22 protein-coding genes are annotated in these 20,659 nt (G+C 66.0%); 13 read left to right on the top strand and 9 right to left on the bottom strand.

Annotated features, from left to right (window positions below):
• Positions 1-2: 2 nt before the first annotated feature.
• Positions 3-785, top strand: coding sequence for a 3-oxoadipate enol-lactonase (gene pcaD, locus GGD63_RS07435; protein ID WP_183240410.1), 783 nt, complete (start codon positions 3-5; stop codon positions 783-785).
• Positions 786-910: 125 nt separating this feature from the next.
• Positions 911-1,303 carry a carboxymuconolactone decarboxylase family protein gene (locus GGD63_RS07430; protein ID WP_024340834.1) on the top strand — a complete coding sequence of 131 codons (393 nt, stop codon included), beginning with the start codon at positions 911-913 and terminating at the stop codon, positions 1,301-1,303.
• On the opposite strand, the gene GGD63_RS07425 is transcribed toward GGD63_RS07430, so the two are convergent.
• Both GGD63_RS07425 and GGD63_RS07420 read right to left on the bottom strand, forming a co-directional pair.
• Complete coding sequence (locus GGD63_RS07425; RefSeq protein WP_183240408.1) at positions 1,265-1,819, bottom strand: hypothetical protein; 555 nt, start codon at positions 1,817-1,819, stop codon at positions 1,265-1,267. The genes GGD63_RS07430 and GGD63_RS07425 overlap by 39 nt on opposite strands.
• A 300-nt stretch (positions 1,820-2,119) precedes the next feature.
• Positions 2,120-2,290 carry a hypothetical protein gene (locus GGD63_RS07420; protein WP_183240407.1) on the bottom strand — a complete coding sequence of 57 codons (171 nt, stop codon included), beginning with the start codon at positions 2,288-2,290 and terminating at the stop codon, positions 2,120-2,122.
• Between the two features lie 280 nt (positions 2,291-2,570).
• Between GGD63_RS07420 and GGD63_RS07415 the strand changes: the two genes are divergently transcribed.
• From GGD63_RS07415 to GGD63_RS07395, 5 genes are all read left to right on the top strand, one after another.
• Positions 2,571-3,488 carry an ABC transporter permease subunit gene (locus GGD63_RS07415; protein ID WP_183240405.1) on the top strand — a complete coding sequence of 306 codons (918 nt, stop codon included), beginning with the start codon at positions 2,571-2,573 and terminating at the stop codon, positions 3,486-3,488.
• Positions 3,489-3,499: 11 nt separating this feature from the next.
• Complete coding sequence (gene livM, locus GGD63_RS07410) at positions 3,500-4,819, top strand: high-affinity branched-chain amino acid ABC transporter permease LivM (protein ID WP_312013103.1); 1,320 nt, start codon at positions 3,500-3,502, stop codon at positions 4,817-4,819.
• A complete protein-coding gene (locus tag GGD63_RS07405) occupies positions 4,816-5,661 on the top strand; it encodes an ABC transporter ATP-binding protein (protein WP_183240404.1) in 846 nt (281 codons plus the stop codon). The genes livM and GGD63_RS07405 overlap by 4 nt, the downstream gene beginning before the upstream one ends.
• Complete coding sequence (locus GGD63_RS07400; protein ID WP_183240402.1) at positions 5,658-6,401, top strand: ABC transporter ATP-binding protein; 744 nt, start codon at positions 5,658-5,660, stop codon at positions 6,399-6,401. Before GGD63_RS07405 ends, GGD63_RS07400 begins: the two co-directional genes overlap by 4 nt.
• A 150-nt stretch (positions 6,402-6,551) precedes the next feature.
• Positions 6,552-7,670 carry a branched-chain amino acid ABC transporter substrate-binding protein gene (locus tag GGD63_RS07395; protein WP_183240401.1) on the top strand — a complete coding sequence of 373 codons (1,119 nt, stop codon included), beginning with the start codon at positions 6,552-6,554 and terminating at the stop codon, positions 7,668-7,670.
• Positions 7,671-7,750: 80 nt separating this feature from the next.
• On the opposite strand, the gene GGD63_RS07390 is transcribed toward GGD63_RS07395, so the two are convergent.
• Positions 7,751-8,137 (bottom strand): response regulator, encoded by a 387-nt coding sequence (locus GGD63_RS07390; protein ID WP_183240399.1) that lies wholly within the window; start codon positions 8,135-8,137, stop codon positions 7,751-7,753.
• Between the two features lie 225 nt (positions 8,138-8,362).
• On the opposite strand from GGD63_RS07390, the gene GGD63_RS07385 reads away from it, so the two are divergent.
• Together GGD63_RS07385 and GGD63_RS07380 are read left to right on the top strand one after the other, a co-directional pair.
• The gene (locus GGD63_RS07385; protein WP_183240397.1) at positions 8,363-11,188 is read left to right on the top strand and encodes a PAS domain S-box protein; all 2,826 of its coding nucleotides are present in this window, start codon (positions 8,363-8,365) and stop codon (positions 11,186-11,188) included.
• Between the two features lie 57 nt (positions 11,189-11,245).
• The gene (locus GGD63_RS07380; RefSeq protein WP_183240396.1) at positions 11,246-12,244 is read left to right on the top strand and encodes a P1 family peptidase; all 999 of its coding nucleotides are present in this window, start codon (positions 11,246-11,248) and stop codon (positions 12,242-12,244) included.
• Positions 12,245-12,294: 50 nt separating this feature from the next.
• On the opposite strand, the gene GGD63_RS07375 is transcribed toward GGD63_RS07380, so the two are convergent.
• A complete protein-coding gene (locus GGD63_RS07375) occupies positions 12,295-13,074 on the bottom strand; it encodes an EF-hand domain-containing protein (RefSeq protein ID WP_183240394.1) in 780 nt (259 codons plus the stop codon).
• 254 nt (positions 13,075-13,328) lie between these two features.
• On the opposite strand from GGD63_RS07375, the gene rpe reads away from it, so the two are divergent.
• The 3 genes from rpe to GGD63_RS40080 all read left to right on the top strand — a co-directional run bounded on the left by rpe (position 13,329) and on the right by GGD63_RS40080 (position 14,711).
• A complete protein-coding gene (rpe, locus tag GGD63_RS07370) occupies positions 13,329-14,030 on the top strand; it encodes a ribulose-phosphate 3-epimerase (RefSeq protein ID WP_183240392.1) in 702 nt (233 codons plus the stop codon).
• 151 nt (positions 14,031-14,181) lie between these two features.
• On the top strand, positions 14,182-14,322 hold the full coding sequence (locus GGD63_RS07365; RefSeq protein ID WP_183240390.1) for a hypothetical protein: 141 nt from the start codon (positions 14,182-14,184) through the stop codon (positions 14,320-14,322).
• A gap of 5 nt (positions 14,323-14,327) precedes the next feature.
• The gene (locus GGD63_RS40080; protein WP_246785380.1) at positions 14,328-14,711 is read left to right on the top strand and encodes a hypothetical protein; all 384 of its coding nucleotides are present in this window, start codon (positions 14,328-14,330) and stop codon (positions 14,709-14,711) included.
• Positions 14,712-14,738: 27 nt separating this feature from the next.
• On the opposite strand, the gene GGD63_RS07355 is transcribed toward GGD63_RS40080, so the two are convergent.
• The 5 genes from GGD63_RS07355 to GGD63_RS07335 all read right to left on the bottom strand — a co-directional run bounded on the left by GGD63_RS07355 (position 14,739) and on the right by GGD63_RS07335 (position 19,085).
• On the bottom strand, positions 14,739-16,169 hold the full coding sequence (locus GGD63_RS07355; RefSeq protein ID WP_183240389.1) for a bifunctional serine/threonine-protein kinase/universal stress protein: 1,431 nt from the start codon (positions 16,167-16,169) through the stop codon (positions 14,739-14,741).
• A gap of 6 nt (positions 16,170-16,175) precedes the next feature.
• Positions 16,176-16,916, bottom strand: coding sequence for a metallophosphoesterase (locus GGD63_RS07350; protein ID WP_183240387.1), 741 nt, complete (start codon positions 16,914-16,916; stop codon positions 16,176-16,178).
• 117 nt (positions 16,917-17,033) lie between these two features.
• Positions 17,034-17,639, bottom strand: coding sequence for a hypothetical protein (locus GGD63_RS07345; RefSeq protein WP_183240385.1), 606 nt, complete (start codon positions 17,637-17,639; stop codon positions 17,034-17,036).
• Positions 17,632-18,303, bottom strand: coding sequence for a hypothetical protein (locus GGD63_RS07340; protein ID WP_183240384.1), 672 nt, complete (start codon positions 18,301-18,303; stop codon positions 17,632-17,634). Before GGD63_RS07340 ends, GGD63_RS07345 begins: the two co-directional genes overlap by 8 nt.
• A complete protein-coding gene (locus GGD63_RS07335) occupies positions 18,300-19,085 on the bottom strand; it encodes a MotA/TolQ/ExbB proton channel family protein (protein WP_183240382.1) in 786 nt (261 codons plus the stop codon). The genes GGD63_RS07340 and GGD63_RS07335 overlap by 4 nt, the downstream gene beginning before the upstream one ends.
• 197 nt (positions 19,086-19,282) lie before the next feature.
• On the opposite strand from GGD63_RS07335, the gene GGD63_RS07330 reads away from it, so the two are divergent.
• Complete coding sequence (locus GGD63_RS07330) at positions 19,283-20,653, top strand: sensor histidine kinase (RefSeq protein WP_183240380.1); 1,371 nt, start codon at positions 19,283-19,285, stop codon at positions 20,651-20,653.
• The last annotated feature ends 6 nt before the right edge of the window (positions 20,654-20,659 follow it).

Below are 20,659 nucleotides of genomic sequence, written 5' to 3'. Positions count from 1 at the left end.
GCATGCCCATGATCGATGCCGACGGTTGCCTGCTCAACGTCTCCGTCGAGGGCCGCGACGGCGGGCCGACCCTGATGCTCTCCAACTCGCTCGGCTGCACGCTGCAGATGTGGGAGCCGCAGATGAAGGCGCTGACGCAGGTGTTCCGCGTCATCCGCTACGACCGGCGCGGCCATGGCAAGTCCAACGTTCCGCCCGGCCCCTACACGATGGAGCGGTTCGGCCGCGACGTGCTCGCGATCCTCGACGACCTCAACATCGAGAAGGTGCATTGGTGCGGCCTGTCGATGGGCGGCATGGTCGGGCAATGGCTGGGCGCCAACGCGCCTGAAAGGTTCGGCAAGCTGATCCTCGCCAACACCTCCTGCTATTATGCCGAACCGACCAAATGGCTGGAACGCATCGACGCGGTGAAGAAGGGTGGCATCGCGGCGGTGGCCGATGCCGTCATCGCGGGATGGCTGACGGCCGATTTCCGCGAGCGCGAGCCCGAGGTCACTGCGAAGATGAAGGCGATGCTGCTGGCCTCGCCCGTCGAAGGCTATCTCGCCTGCTGCGAGGCGCTGTCGACGCTCGACCAGCGCGCGCTGCTGCAGAAGATCAAGAGCCCGACGCTGGTGATCGCCGGCCGTCACGACATGGCGACGCCGATCTCGGCGGCCGAACTGATCCGCTCCAACATTCCCGGCGCCAGCATGACCATCATCGACGCCGCGCACATTTCCAACGTCGAGCAGCCGCACGCGTTCACGGATGCGGTGGTGGGCTTCTTGACGCAGCGCTGATCGCGCCCATCGTCATTCCGGGGCGATGCAAAGCATCGAACCCGGAATCTCGATCGGCATTCACAACCTCGAGATTCCGGGTTCGCCTCTTCGAGGGCCCCGGAATGACTCACTGGAGAAACACCATGGACGACCAGAAGCGCCGCGATGCCGGCATGAACGTGCGCCGAAAGGTGCTGGGCAATGCCTGGGTCGACAAGTCGATTGCCAACCGCAATGCCTTCAACACCGATTTCCAGGACCTGATCACGCGCTACGCCTGGGGCGAGATCTGGACGCGGCCGCATTTCGACGAGCGCACGCGGCGGGTGCTCGTGATCGGCACCATGGTCGCGCTCGGGCAATGGGACGAATTCCGCCTGCACGTGCGCGCGGCGCTCGCCGAGGGCGGCTTCACGCCCGATGACATCAAGGAAATCCTGCTGCAGCAGGCGATCTATTGCGGCGTGCCGGCGGCGAACCACGCCGTCAAGGAAGCCTCAGCGATTGTGCAGGAGCTCGGCCTGCTCAAGACCTAGCGGCTCAAGACCTAGCGGCTCAAGATTTGGCGGCGCGGCGGCCTCGACGGCCTTGGGTGGCGCCTCCGGCCGCTCGATCACCAGGACGATCGCGGCCCCCAGCAGCAGCAGAAGCTCGGTGGCATGCAGGCGGAGGGCGGCCATCTCGCCGACCTTCGAGGCCATGACCATGCTGGCAAACGAGATCAGGCTGCCGATCACGAGCGCAATGGCGAGCGCCTCGTCACTGCCGCCGTTCCTGCGGGTCCGGGGAATGCACAATAGCGCGAGGTAGATCGCAAAGAACGCCACGACGGTCAGCCGTCCCAGCGCCAGCAGCCAGGCGGCACGCACCGTGTCCATCCCCGCCATCTGGAGATGATCGCTGAGGAACAGCGCCACCGCGACGCTTGGCCGCTCGTAGAGGCCGTGGACCGGTGCGACAAAGATATTGAAGGCGACCAGCGCCCAGGCCGGGATGAAATAGGCCGCCAGCAGCGCGCCATTGACCGAACCGATCCGCCAATTCCTGAACATGCCGCTACCCGCTTCGCCTGCCATCGCCTTCGAGGGGAAGGCTTTGCCGGGAGCTAACTCGCATCAGACTGTGGCGGCAATTTAAACCCTTCGTTTACCTTAACTGGGCTGACCCACACCGTCCTTCCGGGGCAATGCGCAGCATTGAACCCGGAATCTCGAGATTCTCAGGTGCGCAATTGCGCACCATAGTTCGGCTCTTCGAGCCGCCCCGGAATGACGGCGTGGATGGATCGTACTTCAAAAGAAAAAAGGCCCCGCCTTGTGGCGGGGCCTCCCTTCACTCCCTGGGCTCCCAAACTATTCGTCCTGGCTGCGCTGGCCACCCTGCTGCTGGCCTGGCCGCTCGCCCTGGCGCATCGGGTCCTGCTGCTGCTGTCCGGGTTTCTGGCCGCCGCCCTGCTGCTGCGGGTTGCGCTGGCCGGGGTTCTGACTCTGCTGACCCGGATTCTGGTTCTGCTGCTTCGTCATCGGGGGAAACTCCCTTGTTGGACGTCAGAGAACGGTGATAACGGCCGACCCCGACTTTGGTTGCCCTGGGAACCCGGTTCCTCGCAGGTGCGGAACCCGGAAACGAAAAATGACCTCTGTACAAGACCTTCTGCCGAGGCGTGAGCTGTTGCGGCGGCCAGTTCCCTCCTGTTACAAAACCAGCAGAACGCTCAAGGGCTGCCGGGGCCCGAGAAGAAACTCAAGCACTCTCTCTCGAAGAGCTCCCTTTGAGCCACGTCAGGTTTGGTAACGGCAGCCTATGGATTATTTCGCCCAGCAGTTCATCAACGGCCTCGTGCTCGGTTCCATCTACGGCCTGATCGCGATCGGCTACACGATGGTCTACGGCATCGTCGGCATGATCAACTTCGCCCATGGCGACGTCTTCATGATCGGCGGCTTCATCGCCCTGATCACCTTCCTGATCCTGGTTTCGCTCGGCCTCACCGCGATCCCCGTGATCCTGCTCGTCGTGCTGCTGGTGTCGATGGCGATCACCGCGCTCTACGGCTGGACCATCGAGCGGATCGCCTACCGGCCGCTGCGCCATTCTTTCCGCCTCGCGCCGATGCTGTCGGCGATCGGCATGTCCTTCGTGCTGACAAATTATTCGCAGGTGGCGCAGGGCGCCCGGGTCAAGCCGATCCCGCCCTTCATCACCGGAGGTTACACCTTGCATGAGAGCACGGACGGCTTCGTCATCCAGCTCTCCAACATCCAGATCATGGTGGTCATCACCACCATCGTGCTGCTGGCGATCTTCACCTGGCTGGTGTCGCGCACCCGGCTCGGGCGCGACATGCGCGCCTGCGAGCAGGACCAGACCATGGCGGCGCTGCTCGGCGTCGACGTCGACCGCACCATCTCCATGACGTTCGTGATCGGCGCGGCGCTCGCCGCGGTCGCCGGCCTGATGTACCTGCTCTATTACGGCTTGGTCGACTTCTTCATGGGCTTCGTCGCCGGCATCAAGGCGTTCACCGCCGCCGTGCTCGGCGGCATCGGCTCGCTGCCGGGTGCCATGCTCGGGGGTCTTGCGATCGGCTTGATCGAGACGTTCTGGTCGGCCTATTTCTCGGTCGAATACAAGGACGTCGCGGCGTTTTCGATCCTGATCGTCGTGCTGATCTTCATGCCGACCGGCCTGCTCGGCCGTCCCGAAGTCGAAAAAGTCTGACGGTCGCGCGCGTGACGGCTCCCTCGATCAATACAGCCAAACCTGCAACGGGCATCCCTGCCCTCCTCAAGACCGCCTTCATCAACGCTGCGATCGCGCTGGTGCTGTTCTCGCTGATGATCGGCATCCGCACCGAGGCGGGCTCCGACGGCCAGCTCACCTACTGGACGCGTTTTGGCGAGCTCGCTTCCCTCGTCGCAGCCGTGTTCGGCGGCTCGATCGTGATCGAGCTGCTCAGGCAATGGATCGGCCCGACCGGAACCGAGAAGCTGGTGCCGCCGGCGGTGCAAAGCGGCCTGTCGTTCGTCGGCCGCTATCTCGCGCCCGCGCTGCTGATCTTCACCCTGCTGGTGCCTGTCATCTTCTATAACCAGCGCTACATCCTCGACCTCGCCATCCTCGTGCTCACCTATGTCATGCTGGGCTGGGGATTGAACGTCGTGGTCGGCCTCGCCGGCCTGCTCGATCTCGGCTATGTCGCCTTCTATGCGGTGGGCGCCTATTCCTACGGCCTGCTCGCCACCAATTTCGGCTGGTCGTTCTGGATCTGCCTGCCGCTCGCCGGCATCCTCGCCGCGTTCTGGGGCGTGCTGCTCGGCTTTCCCGTGCTGCGGCTGCGCGGCGACTACCTCGCCATCGTGACGCTGGCCTTCGGCGAGATCATCCGCCTCGTCATCATCAATTGGCAGAGCCTGACCGGTGGTCCCAACGGCGTCTCCGGCATTCCCCGTCCCACCTTCTTCGGCATTCCGCTCGACAACAGTGATGACGGGTTAGCAGCAAAACTCGGCATCGAGTACTCGTCGACCCACCGCATCGTCTTCCTGTTCTACGTGATCCTGGCGCTGGCGCTGCTCACCAACTGGGTGACGATCCGCCTGCGCCGCCTGCCGATCGGCCGCGCCTGGGAGGCGCTACGCGAGGACGAGGTCGCCTGCCGCGCGCTCGGCATCAACACCACGACGACGAAGCTCACCGCGTTCGCGACCGGTGCCATGTTCGGCGGCTTTGCGGGGGCGTTCTTCGCCACCCGGCAGGGCTTCATCAGCCCGGAATCCTTCACCTTCCAGGAATCGGCGCTGGTGCTCGCCATCGTCGTGCTCGGCGGCATGGGCTCGCAGCTCGGCGTCGCGCTCGCCGCACTCGCCATGATCGGCGGCTTCGAGCTGTTCCGCGGGCTTGAGACCTATCGCATGCTGGTGTTCGGCATGGCCATGGTGCTGATCATGATATGGCGACCGCGCGGCCTGATCGGCCATCGTGCCCCGACCGTGTATCTGACCAAGGCGCAGGCGATCTCCTCCGACCTCGTCAAGGAAGGGCACGGATGAGCGGCGACAAGACTAGCGATAAGATTCTTGGCGTCGACCGGCTGACCATGCGCTTCGGCGGCATCGTCGCCGTGCAGGACCTCTCCTTCGCCGCCGAGCGGAAGAAGATCACCGCGCTGATCGGGCCGAACGGCGCCGGCAAGACCACCGTGTTCAACTGCATCACCGGCTTCTACAAGCCGAGCGGCGGCACCATCCGCCTCGCCCATGACGACGGCCGGGTCATCGCGCTGGAGCGGCTGAACGATTTCCGCATCGCCAAGCAGGCCAAGGTCGCGCGCACCTTCCAGAACATCCGCCTGTTTCCCGGCATGACCGCGCTGGAGAACCTGATGGTGGCGCAGCACAACGCCTTGATGCGCGCCTCCGGCTTCACCCTGCTCGGCCTCGTCGGCGCGCCCGTGTACCGGGACGCCGAGAAGCACGCGATCGATCTCGCCACCGACTGGCTGAGGCGCGTCAACCTGCTCGACCGCGCCGACGACGCCGCCGGCAACCTCGCCTATGGCGACCAGCGCCGGCTCGAGATCGCGCGGGCGATGTGCACCGAGCCTGCGCTGCTGTGCCTGGACGAGCCCGCCGCCGGCCTCAATGCGCGGGAGAGCGCCGCCTTGAGCGAGCTGCTGCTCTCGATCCGCAACGAGCTCGGCACCTCGATCCTGCTGATCGAGCACGACATGTCGGTGGTGATGGAGATCTCCGACCACATCGTGGTGATGGACCACGGGGTGAAGATCGCGCAAGGCACGCCGCGCGAGGTCCGCGACGATCCCAAGGTGATCGCCGCCTATCTCGGCACCGACGAGGATGAGGCCGCGGCCGTGATGGAGGGCGGGACGTGACGGCGGCCCCCACTCCCCTGCTCGCGATCCGGTCCCTGCGCGCCGCCTACGGCAAGATCGAGGCGCTGAAGGGCGTCGACGTCGAGATCAATGCCGGCGAGATCGTGGCGCTGATCGGCGCCAACGGCGCCGGCAAGTCGACGCTGATGATGACGATCTTCGGCAAGCCGCGGGCCCGCGCCGGCCAGATCCTGTACGAAGGCCGCGACATCACCGACGTCCCGACCCATGAGATCGCGCATTTGCGCATCGCGCAATCGCCGGAGGGCCGCCGCATCTTCCCGCGCATGAGCGTGGCGGAAAACCTCCAGATGGGGGCCGATGCCACGGGATGCACCGAGGCGGAGCGCGAGGCGACGCTCCAGCGTGTCTTCACGCTGTTTCCACGGCTGAAGGAACGCTACGCCCAGCGCGGCGGAACCCTGTCCGGCGGCGAGCAGCAGATGCTGGCGATCGGCCGTGCCTTGATGAGCCGTCCCCGCCTGCTCCTGCTCGACGAGCCCTCGCTCGGGCTCGCGCCGCTGATCGCCCGCCAGATCTTCGACGCGATCCGCACCCTGAACCGGCAGGACGGCCTGACCGTCCTGATCGTCGAGCAGAACGCCAACCATGCGCTCAAGCTCGCCCACCGCGGCTATGTCATGGTCAATGGCCTGATCACGCTGGCCGGGACCGGCGCCGAGTTGCTGCAGCGCCCTGAGATTCGCGCCGCCTATCTGGAAGGCGGTCGGCACGGCTGAGCGCCGCCTTATGCAGCGCAATGTGGCGAGATATCTCCGCCAATGCCCGTATTTTGCCGGTGACTTCTCCTCGATTTCATTCAAGAATGGCACCGGTTTGGACCGGGCATGCCCGGCGACTTCCACAGGCGACCACCCGCGAGGTATCTCATGAAATCACTGAAGCTCATCGGTCTGGCATTCGGCGCGTCGATCGCGCTGTCGAGCGCGGCATTCGCGCAGGATGTCACCATCGCAGTCGCAGGCCCGATGACCGGCGGCGAATCCGCCTTCGGCCGCCAGATGAAGAACGGCGCCGAGATGGCGGTGGCCGATATCAACGCCGCCGGCGGCGTCAACGGCAAGAAGCTTGCGCTCTCCGTCGAGGACGATGCCTGCGACCCGAAGCAGGCACGCTCGATCGCCGAGAAGATCGCCGGCGCCAAGATGCCCTTCGTCGCCGGGCACTATTGCTCGTCGTCGTCGATCCCCGCCTCCGAGGCCTACGCGGACGGCAACGTCCTTCAGATCACCCCGGCCTCGACCAACCCGCTCTTCACCGAGCGCAAGCTCTGGAACGTGGCGCGCGTCTGCGGCCGTGACGATCAGCAGGGCCTGATCGCGGCGCAGTACATCGCCAAGAACTTCAAGGGCAAGAACATCGCGATTCTCAACGACAAGACCACCTACGGCAAGGGTCTTGCGGACGAGACCAAGAAGGCGCTCAACAAGGCCGGCATCACCGAGAAGATGTACGAGTCCTATAACAAGGGCGACAAGGACTTCAACGCGATCGTCTCGCGCCTGAAGCGCGACAACATCGACCTCGTCTATGTCGGCGGCTACCATCAGGAGAGCGGCCTGATCCTGCGCCAGATGCGCGACCAGGGCCTCAAGACGGTGCTGATGGCCGGCGACGCGCTCGCCGACAAGGAGTACGCCTCCATCACCGGCCCCGCCGGCGAAGGCACCCTGTTCACCTTCGGCCCCGATCCGCGCAACAAGCCGACCGCCAAGAAGATCGTCGATGCCTTCAAGGCCAAGAACATCGACCCCGAAGGCTATACGCTCTACACCTATGCGGCGATGCAGGTGTGGTCGCAGGCGGCCAAGAAGGCGGGCACCACCGACGCCAAGAAGGTCATGGAAGCGATGAAGGCCGGCAAGTGGGACACCGTGATCGGCCCGATCGAGTATGACGCCAAGGGCGACATCAAGCAGATCGATTACGTCGTCTACAAGTGGGATGCCAAGGGCAGCTACGCCGAGATCAAGGGCAACGGCACCTAACGCGCTTGCCGGGCCTCAGGCTGCCATCCAACCCTCACCACGCCCCGGCTTACCCCGGGGCGTTTCTTCTTGCACCACAGTCAGACGGCTGCGGGCAGCTCCCCGCCCGCGTCGGCCTGGGCCTTCCGCAGCGCCTGCAGGAGGTCGTTCGGCCGAAACGGCTTCTGCAGGCAGGCCACATTGGCGAGGTGAGGCGCCTGGTCCAGGAAATCCAGCGCCGTCATCCCGGACACCGCAATGACGGGGAGTCCCGGCGCAAGCTCGCGCAGGCTGGCGATGACGTCGACGCCGCTGGTGTCGCCAAGGAAGATATCGACGATTGCCGCGTCACACGGGCTTTCCGCGAAGGCTTTCAGCCCGGCCGCGCCGCTTTCGGCCTCCACGACCTCGAAACGATTGACCCGGAGAACGATCGCGACCATCGCGCGGACGTCCTTCTGGTCGTCGATGATGAGAACGCGGGGCATAGGGAACAACTCCCGGATGAGATCAAATCGAATGATTCAAACCTGGAACCCACGACGGCGGAAGGGCATTATGACACCGCCCAGTAAAGCGCATCTTACCCGGCCCCTATTCCGTGGTCCCACCAAGATTAAGTAAGCTGTAACCTTCGGTTGAATCGCGACCACAAACGATACAGGCTACGAGCCTATAACCCGCTACCATAAAGCTGGCCCACGGCTATCCGAATGACGTCGATGACGATGGCGAAGACCGGTCTGCGAGAGGTGGACGTGCCCGCAACGATCGACCGAAGCACATTCCTTTCGACCCTGCCGGCCACCTCGACCGACCGCACCGCCGCATTGGCGATTGTCGGCGTGTCCGCGATCCTGTTCGCGCTGGCCGTCCCCTTCGCAGGTGTCCCGCTCCTGCCCGTTCCAGCCTTTGTCGCGAGCTATCAGTCCGCCCTTGCCGTCAGCGACGTCATCACCGCGGTGCTGCTGCTGTCGCAGTTTTCGGTCTTGCGGACCCGCGCGCTGCTGTGGCTCGCGACCGGCTACCTGTTCACCGCCGCCGCCGCGGTGGTCCATGCCCTCACCTTCCCCGGCCTGTTCACCCCGACCGGGCTTTTCGGCGCGGGCCGGCAGACCACGGTCTGGCTCTACATGATCTGGCACGCCGGCTTCCCGCTCTGCGTGCTGGGCTATGCCTGGTTGAAGGAGGCCGATGGCGGCGCCAGGATTCGCGGCACGACCGCCGGCGCGATCTGCACCATCGTGTTCGGCGTCATCGCCGCCATGGCCGTCTTCGCCTGGATCGTCACCGCCCAGCACGACCTGCTCCCGGTCCTGCTGCGCGACGGCAGCTACACGCCGACCATGATCGGCGTCGTGTCCTTCGTGTGGTCGCTGAGCTTTGCTGCACTCGTCTCGCTGTGGTTTCGCAAGCCGCATTCCGTGATCGACATCTGGCTCATGGTCGTGATGTGCGCCTGGCTGTTCGACATCGCGCTCTCGGCGATCGTGAACGTCGCGCGCTTCGATCTCGGCTTCTATGTCGGCCGCCTCTATGGCCTCTGCTCGGCGACATTCGTGCTCGCGGTGCTCCTGATCGAGAACGTCCGCCTCCAGGCCCAGACCGCGGGCATGGTCGGCGCATTGAAACGCCGATCGGACGCCGAGCGCGACTATCACGCCGAGCGCGAGCGGCTGTTCACCGCCGTCGTCGAATCCTCCAACGACGCCATCATCACCAAGTCGCTCGACGGCACGATCACGACCTGGAACCACGCGGCCGAGCGCGTCTTCGGCTACTCCGCAAGCGAGGCGGTCGGCCGCTCCATCGACATCATCATGCCGGACGACCAGCGTGAAGACATCGCCGAGAACCTGGCGCGCACCCGCAATGGCGAGGTCATCGACCAGTTGGAGGCGGTGCGGCTGCACAAGAACGGTCAACCGATTGACGTGGTGCTGAGCCAGGTCCCGCTGCGATCAAGCGACGGCAAGATCATCGGCGCGTCCAAGGTGGCCCGCGACGTGACGGAGCGGAAGCGAGCCGAGATGGCTCTCAATCGGGAGATCGAGGAGCGCCAGCGCATCTTCGAGACCTCGCAGGACCTGATCCTGGTCACCGACGGCTTTGGCAATTTCATCCAGGTCAGCCCCAGCGTGAAGACCATCCTCGGCTTCAGCCCCGAGGACATGGTCGGGCACAGCGCGATCGAATTCATCCACCCTGACGACCTCGAAAAGACCCGGGGCGAGATGCGCGCGGCGCGGCGCGGCGCGGTCAAGCGCAGCTTCGAGGCGCGCTACTACCACCGCGACGGTCACGAGGTCACGCTGAACTGGATGGGCACCTGGTCCGCGCCCGTGAAACGCCATTTCTTCATCGGCCGCGACCTCACCGAGAAGCAGGCTGCCGAGGCCCAGCTCAGGCAGGTCCAGAAGATGGACTCGATCGGCCAGCTCACCGGCGGCGTCGCCCACGACTTCAACAACGTGCTGACCGTCATCACCGGCACGATCGGCATCCTGGCGGATGCCGTGGCCGACCGCCCCGAGCTTGCCGCCATCACCAAGCTGATCGACGATGCCGCCGAACGCGGCGCGCAACTGACCAAGCATCTGCTCGCCTTTGCCCGCAAGCAGCCGCTCCAGCCGCGCGAGATCGACGTCAATGCGCTGGCGCTCGAGGCCGCCAAGCTCCTGCATCCGACGCTCGGCGAGCAGATCACCATCATGCCGCAGCTCACCGAGGATGCCTGGCCGACGCTGGTCGATCCGGGCCAGCTCTCCACCGCGATCCTCAATCTGGCGCTGAACGCGCGCGATGCCATGCCCGATGGCGGCACCCTGGTGCTGGAGACCCGCAACGTCTTCCTCGACGACGGCTATGCCAGCATGAACCCCGACGTCACCGCCGGCAATTACGTGATGATCGCGGTCAGCGACACCGGCAGCGGTATTCCGGCCGGTCTGATCGATCGGGTGTTCGACCCGTTCTTCACGACGAAGGAGGTCGGCAAGGGCACCGGTCTCGGGCTCAGCATGGTGTTCGGCTTCGTCAAGCAGACCGGCGGACACATCAAGATCTACAGCGAGGAAGGCCACGGCACGAGCGTGAAGATCTATCTGCCGCGCTCGACCGGCATGCAGGAGACCGAATTCGAGGCGCTGCAGAACGTTCCCATTACCGGCGGCGACGAGAAGATCCTGATCGTCGAGGACGACGCCTTGGTGCGGCAATATGTGGTGACTCAGGTCAGGAGCCTCGGCTATGCCGCGCTAGAGGCCGCCAATGCGGCCGAAGCCCTCACCATCATCGATGCCGACAAGAACATCGACCTGCTCTTCACCGACATCATCATGCCGGGCGCCATGAACGGCCGCCAGCTCGCCGACGAGGCCGCCCGCCGCCGCCCCGACCTCAAGACGCTGTTCACCTCGGGCTACACCGAGAATGCCATCGTCCATCACGGCAGGCTCGATTCCGGCGTGCTGCTGCTGGCAAAGCCCTACCGCAAGTCCGAGCTTGCCAAGATGCTCAGGACCGCGCTCGCCAGTTGAGCCTGCGGCATCCCTGCGCTATCGCAAAGACGAACTCCTTCAGAGCGCGAGGCCACCTTGAAGAATCTGCTGACCGACATCGCCGGCGTCCGCGTCGGCCATGCCGAGGATGCCAAAGTCGCCTCCGGCACGACCGCGATCATTTTCGACCAGCCCGCGGTCGCGGCGATCGACGTCCGCGGCGGCGGCCCCGGCACGCGCGAGGACGCGCTGCTCGATCTCGCCAACACCGTCGAGCGCGTCGACGCGATCGCGCTGTCGGGCGGCTCCGCCTTTGGCCTCGATACCGGCGGCGGCGTGCAGGCCTGGCTCGCCGAACAGGGGCGCGGCCACCGGGTTCGCGAAGCGCTGATCCCGATCGTGCCGGGCGCGATCCTGTTCGACCTCCTCAATGGCGGCGACAAGGCCTGGGGACGCTTCTCGCCCTATCGCGACCTCGGCTACGCCGCGGCGGCCGCGGCCGGCACGGACTTCGCGCTCGGCAGCGCCGGCGCGGGCCTCGGTGCCACCACGGCGACGTTCAAGGGCGGGCTCGGCTCTGCCTCGGCCGTGACGCCCGACGGCGTCAAGGTCGCGGCGATCGTCGCCGTCAACGCGGTCGGCAGTGTCACCGTCGGCGACGGGCCGTGGTTCTGGGCGGCGCCGTTCGAGGTGGGCGGCGAATTCGGCGGACGCGGCCTGCCCGACAAGTTTACCGAGGGCATGCTGCGCATGCGCATCAAGGGCGGTCCCGCGGCGACCGCGCGCGAAAACACCACCATCGGCGCCATCGTCACCGACGCGGTGCTGACCAAACCCCAGGCCAAGCGGCTGGCGATGATCGCGCACACCGGCTTTGCCCGCGCGATCTATCCGGTGCACGCACCGACCGACGGCGACGTGCTGTTTGCGGCTGCGACCGGCGAGAAGCCGATCGAGCCGCTGGCCGGCCTCACCGAGCTCGGCACGGTCGCAGCCAATGTGGTCGCGCGCGCGATCGCCCGCGGCGTCTACAGCGCGGCGGCGCTGCCGTTCCCCGGCGCGCAACCGGCGTGGAGGGATCGGTTCGGCAGATAGCCGCGACGTTGGTGCACTCCCTCGCCCCGCAAGCGGGACGAGGTAAAAAATCACACGCTCATCGACATGGACGAGCCGGCAGTTGCCGAGGCGCCCTGGCCCTGCCCGCCTTGCCGCTGCATCAACTGCGCGAACAGATCGTAGGCCGAATTGGCGGAGGACCTGGAGGCGCCCGGCACCGTGGTCGACATCTTGAAGCCGTCGGCGTAGGTGACCGTGGTGGTGGTCGAGCCGTCGGCATTGGTCGTCGTGGTCGAGGTCGATCCGCCGCTCGACGACGACGAGGAATCCGAGCCGCTGCCGGAGGCACCGTCCGCGCCATGGGCATGGTGGCCGCTGTGACCACTCTTCAACGCCTTCGACATCTCATCCAGGCTGACGCTGCCGTCCGAATTCGAATCCAGCTTCGAGAACACGTCATCGGCCTGCGCCAGGTTGGTGCCGCCGGCACCGAGCGCGTCCTCGAATTCCGACTTGGTGATGCTGCCGTCACCGTCGGCATCGATCTGCGAGAACAGGTCCTTGAGCGCCGCCTGCCGGCTCGTCGAGCTCGACGCAGTCGAGCTGGTCGCGCTGCCGGTGCCGTCCGAGGACTGGCTTTGCGCGGCGAACAGCGCGTTCATGGTCTCCGGCGAGATCTGCGGATATTTGCCTGCATTGACCGACGAGGTCGTCCCACTGGTCGCGCTGCTGCCGTTGTCGATCGCGAACGGATTGGTCGGCGCGCTCTGCGCGGATCCCGTCTTCTGCGTCGACGACGACGATTTCGAGTTCGTCAGCGACTGGATCGCGTCGAGCGCAGTCGATACGGCACCAAGGGCGAACAACATTGCACAACTCCAACCGATGCGGCATGCCGCGGCCAATGTTCTGCAGGTGAAGTCAGCAAGCGTCGTGCCAGCGCAAAAAGCTCAATGAAATCCGCATCCACCACGCTGCGCAGGTCGCGGGAACTCCGGCAATTCATGCCGCAGACGGCAGAAATTTCCGCCCACAGGAAGCGCGCCTCTCCTGCATTGCCCGCCAGGGAGGCCCATGTTAGGCGAGGCCCATTCGTCGTCCGGCCGCCACGGGAAACAGCGCCATGACCCAAGCCTTTACCCCCCGCCCCCTGGCCATCGCGCCCTCGATCCTGGCCTCGGATTTCTCCAGGCTCGGCGAGGAGGTGCGCGCGGTGGACGCCGCCGGTGCCGACTGGATCCATCTCGACGTGATGGACGGGCATTTCGTTCCCAACATCTCCTACGGCCCCGACGTCATCAAGGCGATGCGCCCGCACACCAAGAAGATCTTCGACGCGCATCTGATGATCTCGCCCTGCGATCCCTTTCTCGAGGCCTTCGCGAAGGCCGGCTGCGACCACATCACCGTGCATGCGGAGGCCGGTCCCCATCTGCACCGCTCGCTCCAGGCCATCCGCGCACTCGGCAAGAAGGCCGGTGTCTCGCTCAACCCGGCAACGCCCATCAGCGCGCTCGAATACGTCCTCGACCTTGTCGATCTCGTGCTGGTGATGTCGGTCAATCCGGGCTTCGGCGGCCAGGCCTTCATTCCTTCCGCGATCAGCAAGATCCGCGACATCCGCGCGATGACGGCGGGCCGTCCGATCGACATCGAGGTCGACGGCGGCGTCGGCCCCGACGTCGCAGGCCCGCTGGCAGCTGCCGGCGCCAATGCCTTCGTCGCCGGCACCTCCGTGTTCAGGGGCGGCACGCAGGACGCCTACAAGACCAACATCGCTGCGATCCGCAACGCGGCGCTCGGGGCGCGCGGCGAGGCGATCTGACGGCGGCGCGGGCGCCCGCAAATCTGAGTTTGTACGGGCGCTGCGGCGCGCAATGCCTAAAATTGCAACTTCCACCCGTACTCATCCGGGCTTCACTGATTCGTGCAAATCACTGCAAGTGATTCCCGCCGGCTTTTGACGGGAGCACATCATGACGACGACCCTGGTTTGGACTGGCGTGGCGTTGTGGATTGGTTTCAGTGCGTTTGTCGTGTTTGGCCCATCGGCCGGACCGGTCGAGGCCCCGGCACGTTCGGCCCGCTACATCCGCCGCGACCGCTACCGGGCCTGACGCCCATGCAGACGGTCCTCGTGAAGCGCCAGACGAAACGCAGGTGCCGGATTCCGCGGCGCCCGCATCCGAACCTCGACTATTTCTTCGGTCGGTTCGAACGCACTGACGGCACGCCGGACGACGGTGCCCGGCTCGACAATTCGGACCTGGATCTCAGCGCCACCACTGACGATCTCCTTTTTCGGAACGATCCCATGAAACCGCATTGCCCGAACTGCCTGAAGGAAATGACCAAGGCATCCGCGTCGCGTAACCTGTTTAATTGCGAGCCCTGCCGCGAGATCATCCAGTATTTTGGCGGCAGCGCGGACCATGGCGAGCCCGGCCCGCAATTCTCCTGGCCCATCCGCCGCAAGCGCTCCGGCCACACCGCCCACGCGGCCTGATCCCACCCTCGAAACACCAGGCGCGGCCTATCCTGCCGCCTCGCCGGGCTCTGCATCTCCCGCCATCCGCGGCGGCCGCACCACGGTGACGGTGCAGGCCGCTTCCGAGGCCACCTTGGCCGAGACGCTGCCGAGCAGCGTGCGACGGAACGAGCTCTGCCGCGCGCCGATGATGACGTGGTCGATCTGGTTGACCTCAGCGAATTCCAAGAGCGCCGCCGCGGGATCGACGGCCTCCAGCACGTGAACCGTCAGCCGGCTTTCGTCGAGCTTCAGCGGCGTCGCCCAATGCCGGAGCGCCACCAGGCGGTCGATATGCTTGTTGGAGCCCTGCTCGTCCAGGGTACGGTCGATTGCGATGCGGTTCAGCTTCAGGACGTTGACGCAGGCAAGCCGCGCCGAGGGCAGCGTGGCGAGAATGCGCTCGGTGGTGATGCGCAGCGCCTCGTTCAGCTCCGGCGCGCCCTCCACCGTGTCGAGCGCGACCGCCAAGATGGGGCTCGATGCGATCTGGGCGGCGACATCCGATTTCGCGCGCGGCGCCATGACGCCCTGGTTAAAGCGCCGCCGCCAGGCGACGCTGAGCGGATCGCGCTTCAGCCGCTCTGACCTTGCGGTGCGCTTGACCTGGTCGGGATGAGCGAGATCGAAAGCGAGCTGGGATGCCGTCGGATAGCGCCACACCGGCTCGATCTCCAGACACCGCAGCACCACCTCCTGGAGCCAGGGCGGATAGTCGGCGCGTAGCGCGCGCGGCGGATGCGGATCGCGCCACAGCCGGCGCCGCATCGCGCGCAGCGTCTCGCCCTCGCCGAACGGGCGCTCGCCGGTGGTGAAGAAATAGAGCAGCACGCCGAGCGAAAACAGGTCGCTGCGCGGATCGTCGCGCACGCCCAGCAGCCGTTCCGGCGCCATGTAGGGCGCGGTGCCGTAAGGCAGGCGGAATTCCTCCTGCAGGAGATCAGGCAGATGGTTGTGGTGCGACAGGCCGTAATCGATCAGCACCGCCTCGCCGCTATCGCGGAACATGATGCTGCTCGGCTTGATGTCGTGATGGATCACGTTCTGCCGGTGCAGGTCCGCGAGCGCGGTCGCGATCTTCGCAACGAGCTGCCGCGCCTCGTCGTACGGCAGCGGCAGGTCGGGCAGCCGCTTGTAGAGCGTGGTCCCGGAGATGCGCTCGATCACGACATAGGCCTGGTGCGCGAAATCGCCTGTGCCGAAACAGGTGGGCACGTGCGGCCCCGCCAGCCGCGGCAGGATCATCATCTCCATCTCGAAGGAGACGATCGCGGCGGGATCCTCGCCCTCCGACACCCGCGGAATCTTCATCAGCAGCGGCACGTCGATGCCGGGATGGGTGACGGTCCACAGCGTCGCCATGCCGCCGGCATGGACGCATTCGCCGATGGTATAGCCGTCGATCACCGCGCCTGATCTGACCAGGGGTTTCGGCATCGGCCTCTAGCGCCCCTGCGACAGCCGGTCGGCGAGCCAATGCGGCAGGCCATTCTCGCGGATCCGGCTCGCGGCCGTCTCGATATCATAGGGCGCCCGGCAATAGGTGATCTGGCACGACACCGTGTCGAACAGCACGAAGGCCGCGGACGGATCGCCGTCGCGGGGCTGGCCGACCGAGCCGAGCACGGCCAGCCATTGCCGTCCGCGCAGCAGCGGCACCGAGACGTCGGTCTTGGGCACGAGGCTCGACATCTTCGCCGTCACCGACATCGAATAGAGCGCCGGACGGTGGATGTGGCCACAAAAGGTGACATGGGCGGGCGTCGAGATCAGGCTCTTGGCGGCATCCGCCGTCGAGCGAACGTAATGCCAGCGCTGCGGACTGGAGGCCTCCGAATGCACGAACAGGCGGTCGCCGTCCTCCACCAGCATCGGCAATTCGGCCAGGAATCGCCGCTGCGCGGCGTCGAGCCGGCCGCGGGTCCATTCGATCGCGATCTGCGCCTCGGCGTTCATGGTCTCAGTCGAGGAATTGACCGCCTGGTCGTGATTGCCGCGCACAGCGACGGCCCCCTGCGCGACCAGCTCCATCGCCGTATCCACCACCCATTCCGGATCGGCGCCATAGCCGACGAAGTCGCCGAGCAGGACGAACCGCTCCGCCCCCTTGGCGCGGGCAAGCTTCAGGCAGGCCTCGAACGCCTGCCGGTTGCCGTGGATATCCGAGAAGACAGCGAGAAGCACGCACCCTCCACCCTCAAATTCTTATTGGAGGCCGATAAGGCCAAATTGAGGGAGGTCAAGAAGATGCGCCAGCGCTGGGCCGTTTACCAGTGCAGCCCTGCGGTGATGGTGAAAGGCCTATTGCTCGTCCTTCGGCGGCATCCGGGGCGGCGGAATCGGGGTGAACACCGCGCCTTGGGCACCGGCGGGCGGGGCATTGAACTCGCCGGTGGAGGAATCGCCGCCGCTGGTCTCCAGAATGGTCTTCGGCGTCACATATTCCCGGACCATGTCGATCAGGCTGCCGTCGCCGCCGCCGAAATCGGCCGCGCGCCCGCCCTGCGGATGTCCGGCCGCGATCTCGTTCTCCGCGGCATGGGTCTTGTCGGCCAGTCGGTCATTGTAGGGCACACGAAAGGCGCGCGGGATGCCGCTCGGGCGATTGTCCTCATCCAGCGCCTCGACCCAGAGGTAGATCGAGCCGGGATCGCCCTCCAGCGAATGCGGCTCGACGATGCGGGCCTTCAGCAGCTTGAAGGTGGCCGGCAGCCGGTCGGCGCTGGCCCAGCCGAGCAGCCCGCGCATCTCGGTGAAGCTGACGACATAGAAGGCGCTGGTCACGATCACCGCGACCGCCTTCAGCGACCAGTGCAGCCGTGCATAGACCAGCACCACCAGCAGCAGCGCGCCGATGACGGCGTAAGCGACCGACAGCGTCACGATGACCGTCTGCAGATTATTCACGGCGCACCCTCACCCGGGTCTTCGGATCGACATCGGCGCCGTTGCGCCAGCTGCTGCGGAAGGTCTCCAGCAGCGATTTCGGCCGCTGATCGACGTTGACGACCTTGCCTTCCGCATCGATGCGGAATCGCACCGCGGTCTTCTCGTCGCCGGTGTGGTCGAGCGTGAACTTGTTGTCGAAGATCACCTGTGCGGTCGGATTGAGCTTCTGCACCTTCACATTGGCCGTCACAGGCTCGCCGGTGGTGGCGACGAAATGCGAGACATTCACCGTGTATTCGCCGGCGAGGATGCCGCGCACCGTGACGATCTCCTCGCGGATCGGGGAAGCAATCTTCTTGCCGGCGACCATGATGAAGTCGTTGGCCCCGCCGCGGTCGTCGCGGTCGAGCGTGAGGAAGCCGGCCTCGCGGTGGCGATACCAGGCGATGTTGCCGGCGGGATCCTGCACGAACAGGTCGAGATCGTCGGGGTGGTTGTCCGGCCAGTCCAGCGTGATCATGAACTCGGCCTTGGAGTCGATCTTGCCGTCCTTGGCATCCGGGGACACCGCGAGCAGCGCGAGGAAGAACAGGAAGGCGATCACCTGGAGCGCCTTGAACAGCATCACGCCGAGCGGATCGAACGGCTCCTCGCGCGGATAGAGGCCGAAATCATCCATCATGACGGCGTTCCGGCGCCCTTGATTCCAGAGCTCTTGCGCTCCAGCACCGGCGTCACATAGGTCTCGGTCAGCACCACCGCATCCGAGAACACCCGCTGGGTCGCGGCATCCAGCATGTAGTACTGGATGCGGACCAGGATCGAGCCGACGAGGCCGGCCAGCGTCGTGTACATCGCGACCGCCATGCCGTCGCTCATCAAGCCCATCGAGGAGCGCATCGCGACCTTGTCGGCGGCATCCAGCCCCGCGATCGGCGCCAGCATGATGATGAAGCCGATGATGGTGCCGAGCAGGCCGAGCTTCATCAGCGTGTCCGAGACGAAGGCGCCGAACCCGTTGGAGCCGCGCAGGCGATCGGCCAGCGTTCGCAACAGCAGCGTCTGATTCACGGGGCGGTAATCCTGCGCCGCAGCCTTCGTCACCAGGCTCTCGATGTGATCGCGCACCAGACCGCGCGGCAGCGACGTCGCACGCGCATCGAGCACCCTGCCGCCGTCAGGCGCCGCGAGCGCCGCCCGGCAACGCCGCGCCGCCGCCCCCTCGCGTGCGATCGCCCGCGTGCGCAGGAAGCAATGGCCGCAGGTGACGATGTAAAGCACCGCGATCACGCTCGAAATGTAGGTGCGGTCCGAGGTCAGCATCAGGTGGATCAGACCGAAGCGCCACAGCAGCACGACGGCGAAGATCGACAGCCCCGTGAAGATCATCCAGAACAGAAGCGCACTGCGCTCGGACGGGTCGGCAGCAGACCCAGCGATCGGTCCAATCGTCATCGAAGTCATGCTGCACCGCTCCTGCCCGCAACGATGGGCTGCAAAGATTCCATCCCGATTAGATCAAAGCCGCCGCGCCCGGTCCAAAGACCCATGCCCAATCCGGCTTGGGAAATTTGCCCGAGCTGCAATCCTGCCATACCCCGCAATTGGCAAGGCGCGGCGGCGTTGTTAGGCTGATCCTATCAAACGTCGGGGGTGATCGCATGCGCCTCGTGCTTCAGCTTGTTGCCCGTCTGCTCCTCATCGTGGCGCTGTGCCTGGGCGCCGCGACGGTATGGGCCACGTTCGATGCCTATCGCAGCGTTGACCGGGCGACCGCGGCCTCGGCGCAGCGGGTCGCGCAGGCGCTCCAGGCGCTGTACTGGCACGAGCTGTTGTTGCGCAGCAGCAGAGCGCGCGAGCACTTGCTGCCGGTTCCGGAATGGCGCACGCTGGAGACGATGAAGCTGATCTCGCCCGGCGTCTGCGTCGAGTTCCAGCCGGCGACCGCATTCGAGAAGCCGCTCTGCGGCCAGAGCGAAGGGCTGGGTAAGACCCCGCCGCGCTGGTTCGCCGCCATCGTGCCGACCTTCCTCGGCAGCCATGCCGAGGTGGTGCGGCCCGTCAGTCCGCGCGCCGCAGCCGCCGGCACGGTGGTTGCGACGCCCGATGCGGCTGCCGCGATCTCGCTCGCCTGGGAATACATCCTCAACGTCATCGATGTCGCGCTGTTGATGGCAGCGGCGATCGCCCTGCTCGCCTCGCTCGCCATTGCGCACGCGCTGGCGCCGGCGCGCGCGATCGTCACCGCTCTTCAGCGCATGGCGTGCGGACAGTACCGCACGAAACTGCCGCGCTTCCGCTCGATGGAGCTGGCGATGATTGGGGGCGCCGTCGGCGAGCTCGGCGGCCGACTGGAGGAAGCCACCGAACAGCGCGCGGCGCTGACGCGACGCCTGATCGAGATCCGCGACGACGAGCGCCGCGCGCTCGCCCGCGAGCTGCACGACGAGTTCGGGCAGAACCTTTCCGCCATCCTCGCCTTCGCCAACACCATCGAGACGGCGAGCGCGAAGCAGAACAAGGACAACGGCATCGCGCAGGACGCGCGCATGATCTCGCAGGCCACGCATCATCTGATGGCCTCGCTGCGCGATGCGCTCAAGCGGCTGCGCAATCCGCTGCCGGAGGAGCTCGGGCTCGAGGCCAGCCTCGTCAATCTCGTCGACAGCTGGCGCTCGCACAGTACGGCGCGGCCGACGATCCAGCTCGACCTCAGGGGCGATCTCACTGACATCAGCGGCCCGGCCGCCACCACCGCCTACCGCGTCGCGCAGGAATGCCTGACCAACGCGCTGCGTCACAGCGCGGCGCGCGAGATCTCGTTGCGCGTCGAGCGGCGCGCGGGCGAGGACGATGCGCTCTTGATCCGTGTCGAGGACGACGGCGGCGGCGATGCCGCGCGCGTCGCGCAGTCGGCCGGCTTCGGCCTCACCGGAATCCGCGAGCGCGTCGCGGCAGCCGGCGGATCGCTGTCGATCCTGCCCGCAACCCGCGGCCTGAGCGTCGCCGCCACCATCCCGCTCGCCGCGTGAGGCCGA

It is taken from the genome of Bradyrhizobium sp. cir1 (assembly GCF_014198245.1).
GTDB lineage: Bacteria > Pseudomonadota > Alphaproteobacteria > Rhizobiales > Xanthobacteraceae > Bradyrhizobium.
Note: the sequence above shows the minus strand (reverse complement) of the source record. Positions and strands in the feature narration are given on the sequence as shown.

Excerpts from the sequence above, each read along its gene's own strand:
- GGD63_RS40080 (WP_246785380.1), top strand. The coding sequence starts at position 14,328 with ATGCAGACGGTCCTCGTGAAGCGCCAGACGAAACGCAGGTGCCGGATT.
- GGD63_RS07425 (WP_183240408.1), bottom strand. The coding sequence starts at position 1,819 with ATGTTCAGGAATTGGCGGATCGGTTCGGTCAATGGCGCGCTGCTGGCG.
- GGD63_RS07390 (WP_183240399.1), bottom strand. The coding sequence starts at position 8,137 with ATGCCCCGCGTTCTCATCATCGACGACCAGAAGGACGTCCGCGCGATG.
- GGD63_RS07335 (WP_183240382.1), bottom strand. The coding sequence starts at position 19,085 with ATGACTTCGATGACGATTGGACCGATCGCTGGGTCTGCTGCCGACCCG.
- GGD63_RS07330 (WP_183240380.1), top strand. The coding sequence starts at position 19,283 with ATGCGCCTCGTGCTTCAGCTTGTTGCCCGTCTGCTCCTCATCGTGGCG.
- GGD63_RS07375 (WP_183240394.1), bottom strand. The coding sequence starts at position 13,074 with ATGTTGTTCGCCCTTGGTGCCGTATCGACTGCGCTCGACGCGATCCAG.
- GGD63_RS07415 (WP_183240405.1), top strand. The coding sequence starts at position 2,571 with ATGGATTATTTCGCCCAGCAGTTCATCAACGGCCTCGTGCTCGGTTCC.
- GGD63_RS07385 (WP_183240397.1), top strand. The coding sequence starts at position 8,363 with ATGACGTCGATGACGATGGCGAAGACCGGTCTGCGAGAGGTGGACGTG.
- GGD63_RS07365 (WP_183240390.1), top strand. The coding sequence starts at position 14,182 with ATGACGACGACCCTGGTTTGGACTGGCGTGGCGTTGTGGATTGGTTTC.
- rpe (WP_183240392.1), top strand. The coding sequence starts at position 13,329 with ATGACCCAAGCCTTTACCCCCCGCCCCCTGGCCATCGCGCCCTCGATC.
- GGD63_RS07355 (WP_183240389.1), bottom strand. The coding sequence starts at position 16,169 with ATGCCGAAACCCCTGGTCAGATCAGGCGCGGTGATCGACGGCTATACC.
- GGD63_RS07340 (WP_183240384.1), bottom strand. The coding sequence starts at position 18,303 with ATGATGGATGATTTCGGCCTCTATCCGCGCGAGGAGCCGTTCGATCCG.
- GGD63_RS07430 (WP_024340834.1), top strand. The coding sequence starts at position 911 with ATGGACGACCAGAAGCGCCGCGATGCCGGCATGAACGTGCGCCGAAAG.
- GGD63_RS07405 (WP_183240404.1), top strand. The coding sequence starts at position 4,816 with ATGAGCGGCGACAAGACTAGCGATAAGATTCTTGGCGTCGACCGGCTG.
- GGD63_RS07395 (WP_183240401.1), top strand. The coding sequence starts at position 6,552 with ATGAAATCACTGAAGCTCATCGGTCTGGCATTCGGCGCGTCGATCGCG.
- pcaD (WP_183240410.1), top strand. The coding sequence starts at position 3 with ATGCCCATGATCGATGCCGACGGTTGCCTGCTCAACGTCTCCGTCGAG.
- GGD63_RS07420 (WP_183240407.1), bottom strand. The coding sequence starts at position 2,290 with ATGACGAAGCAGCAGAACCAGAATCCGGGTCAGCAGAGTCAGAACCCC.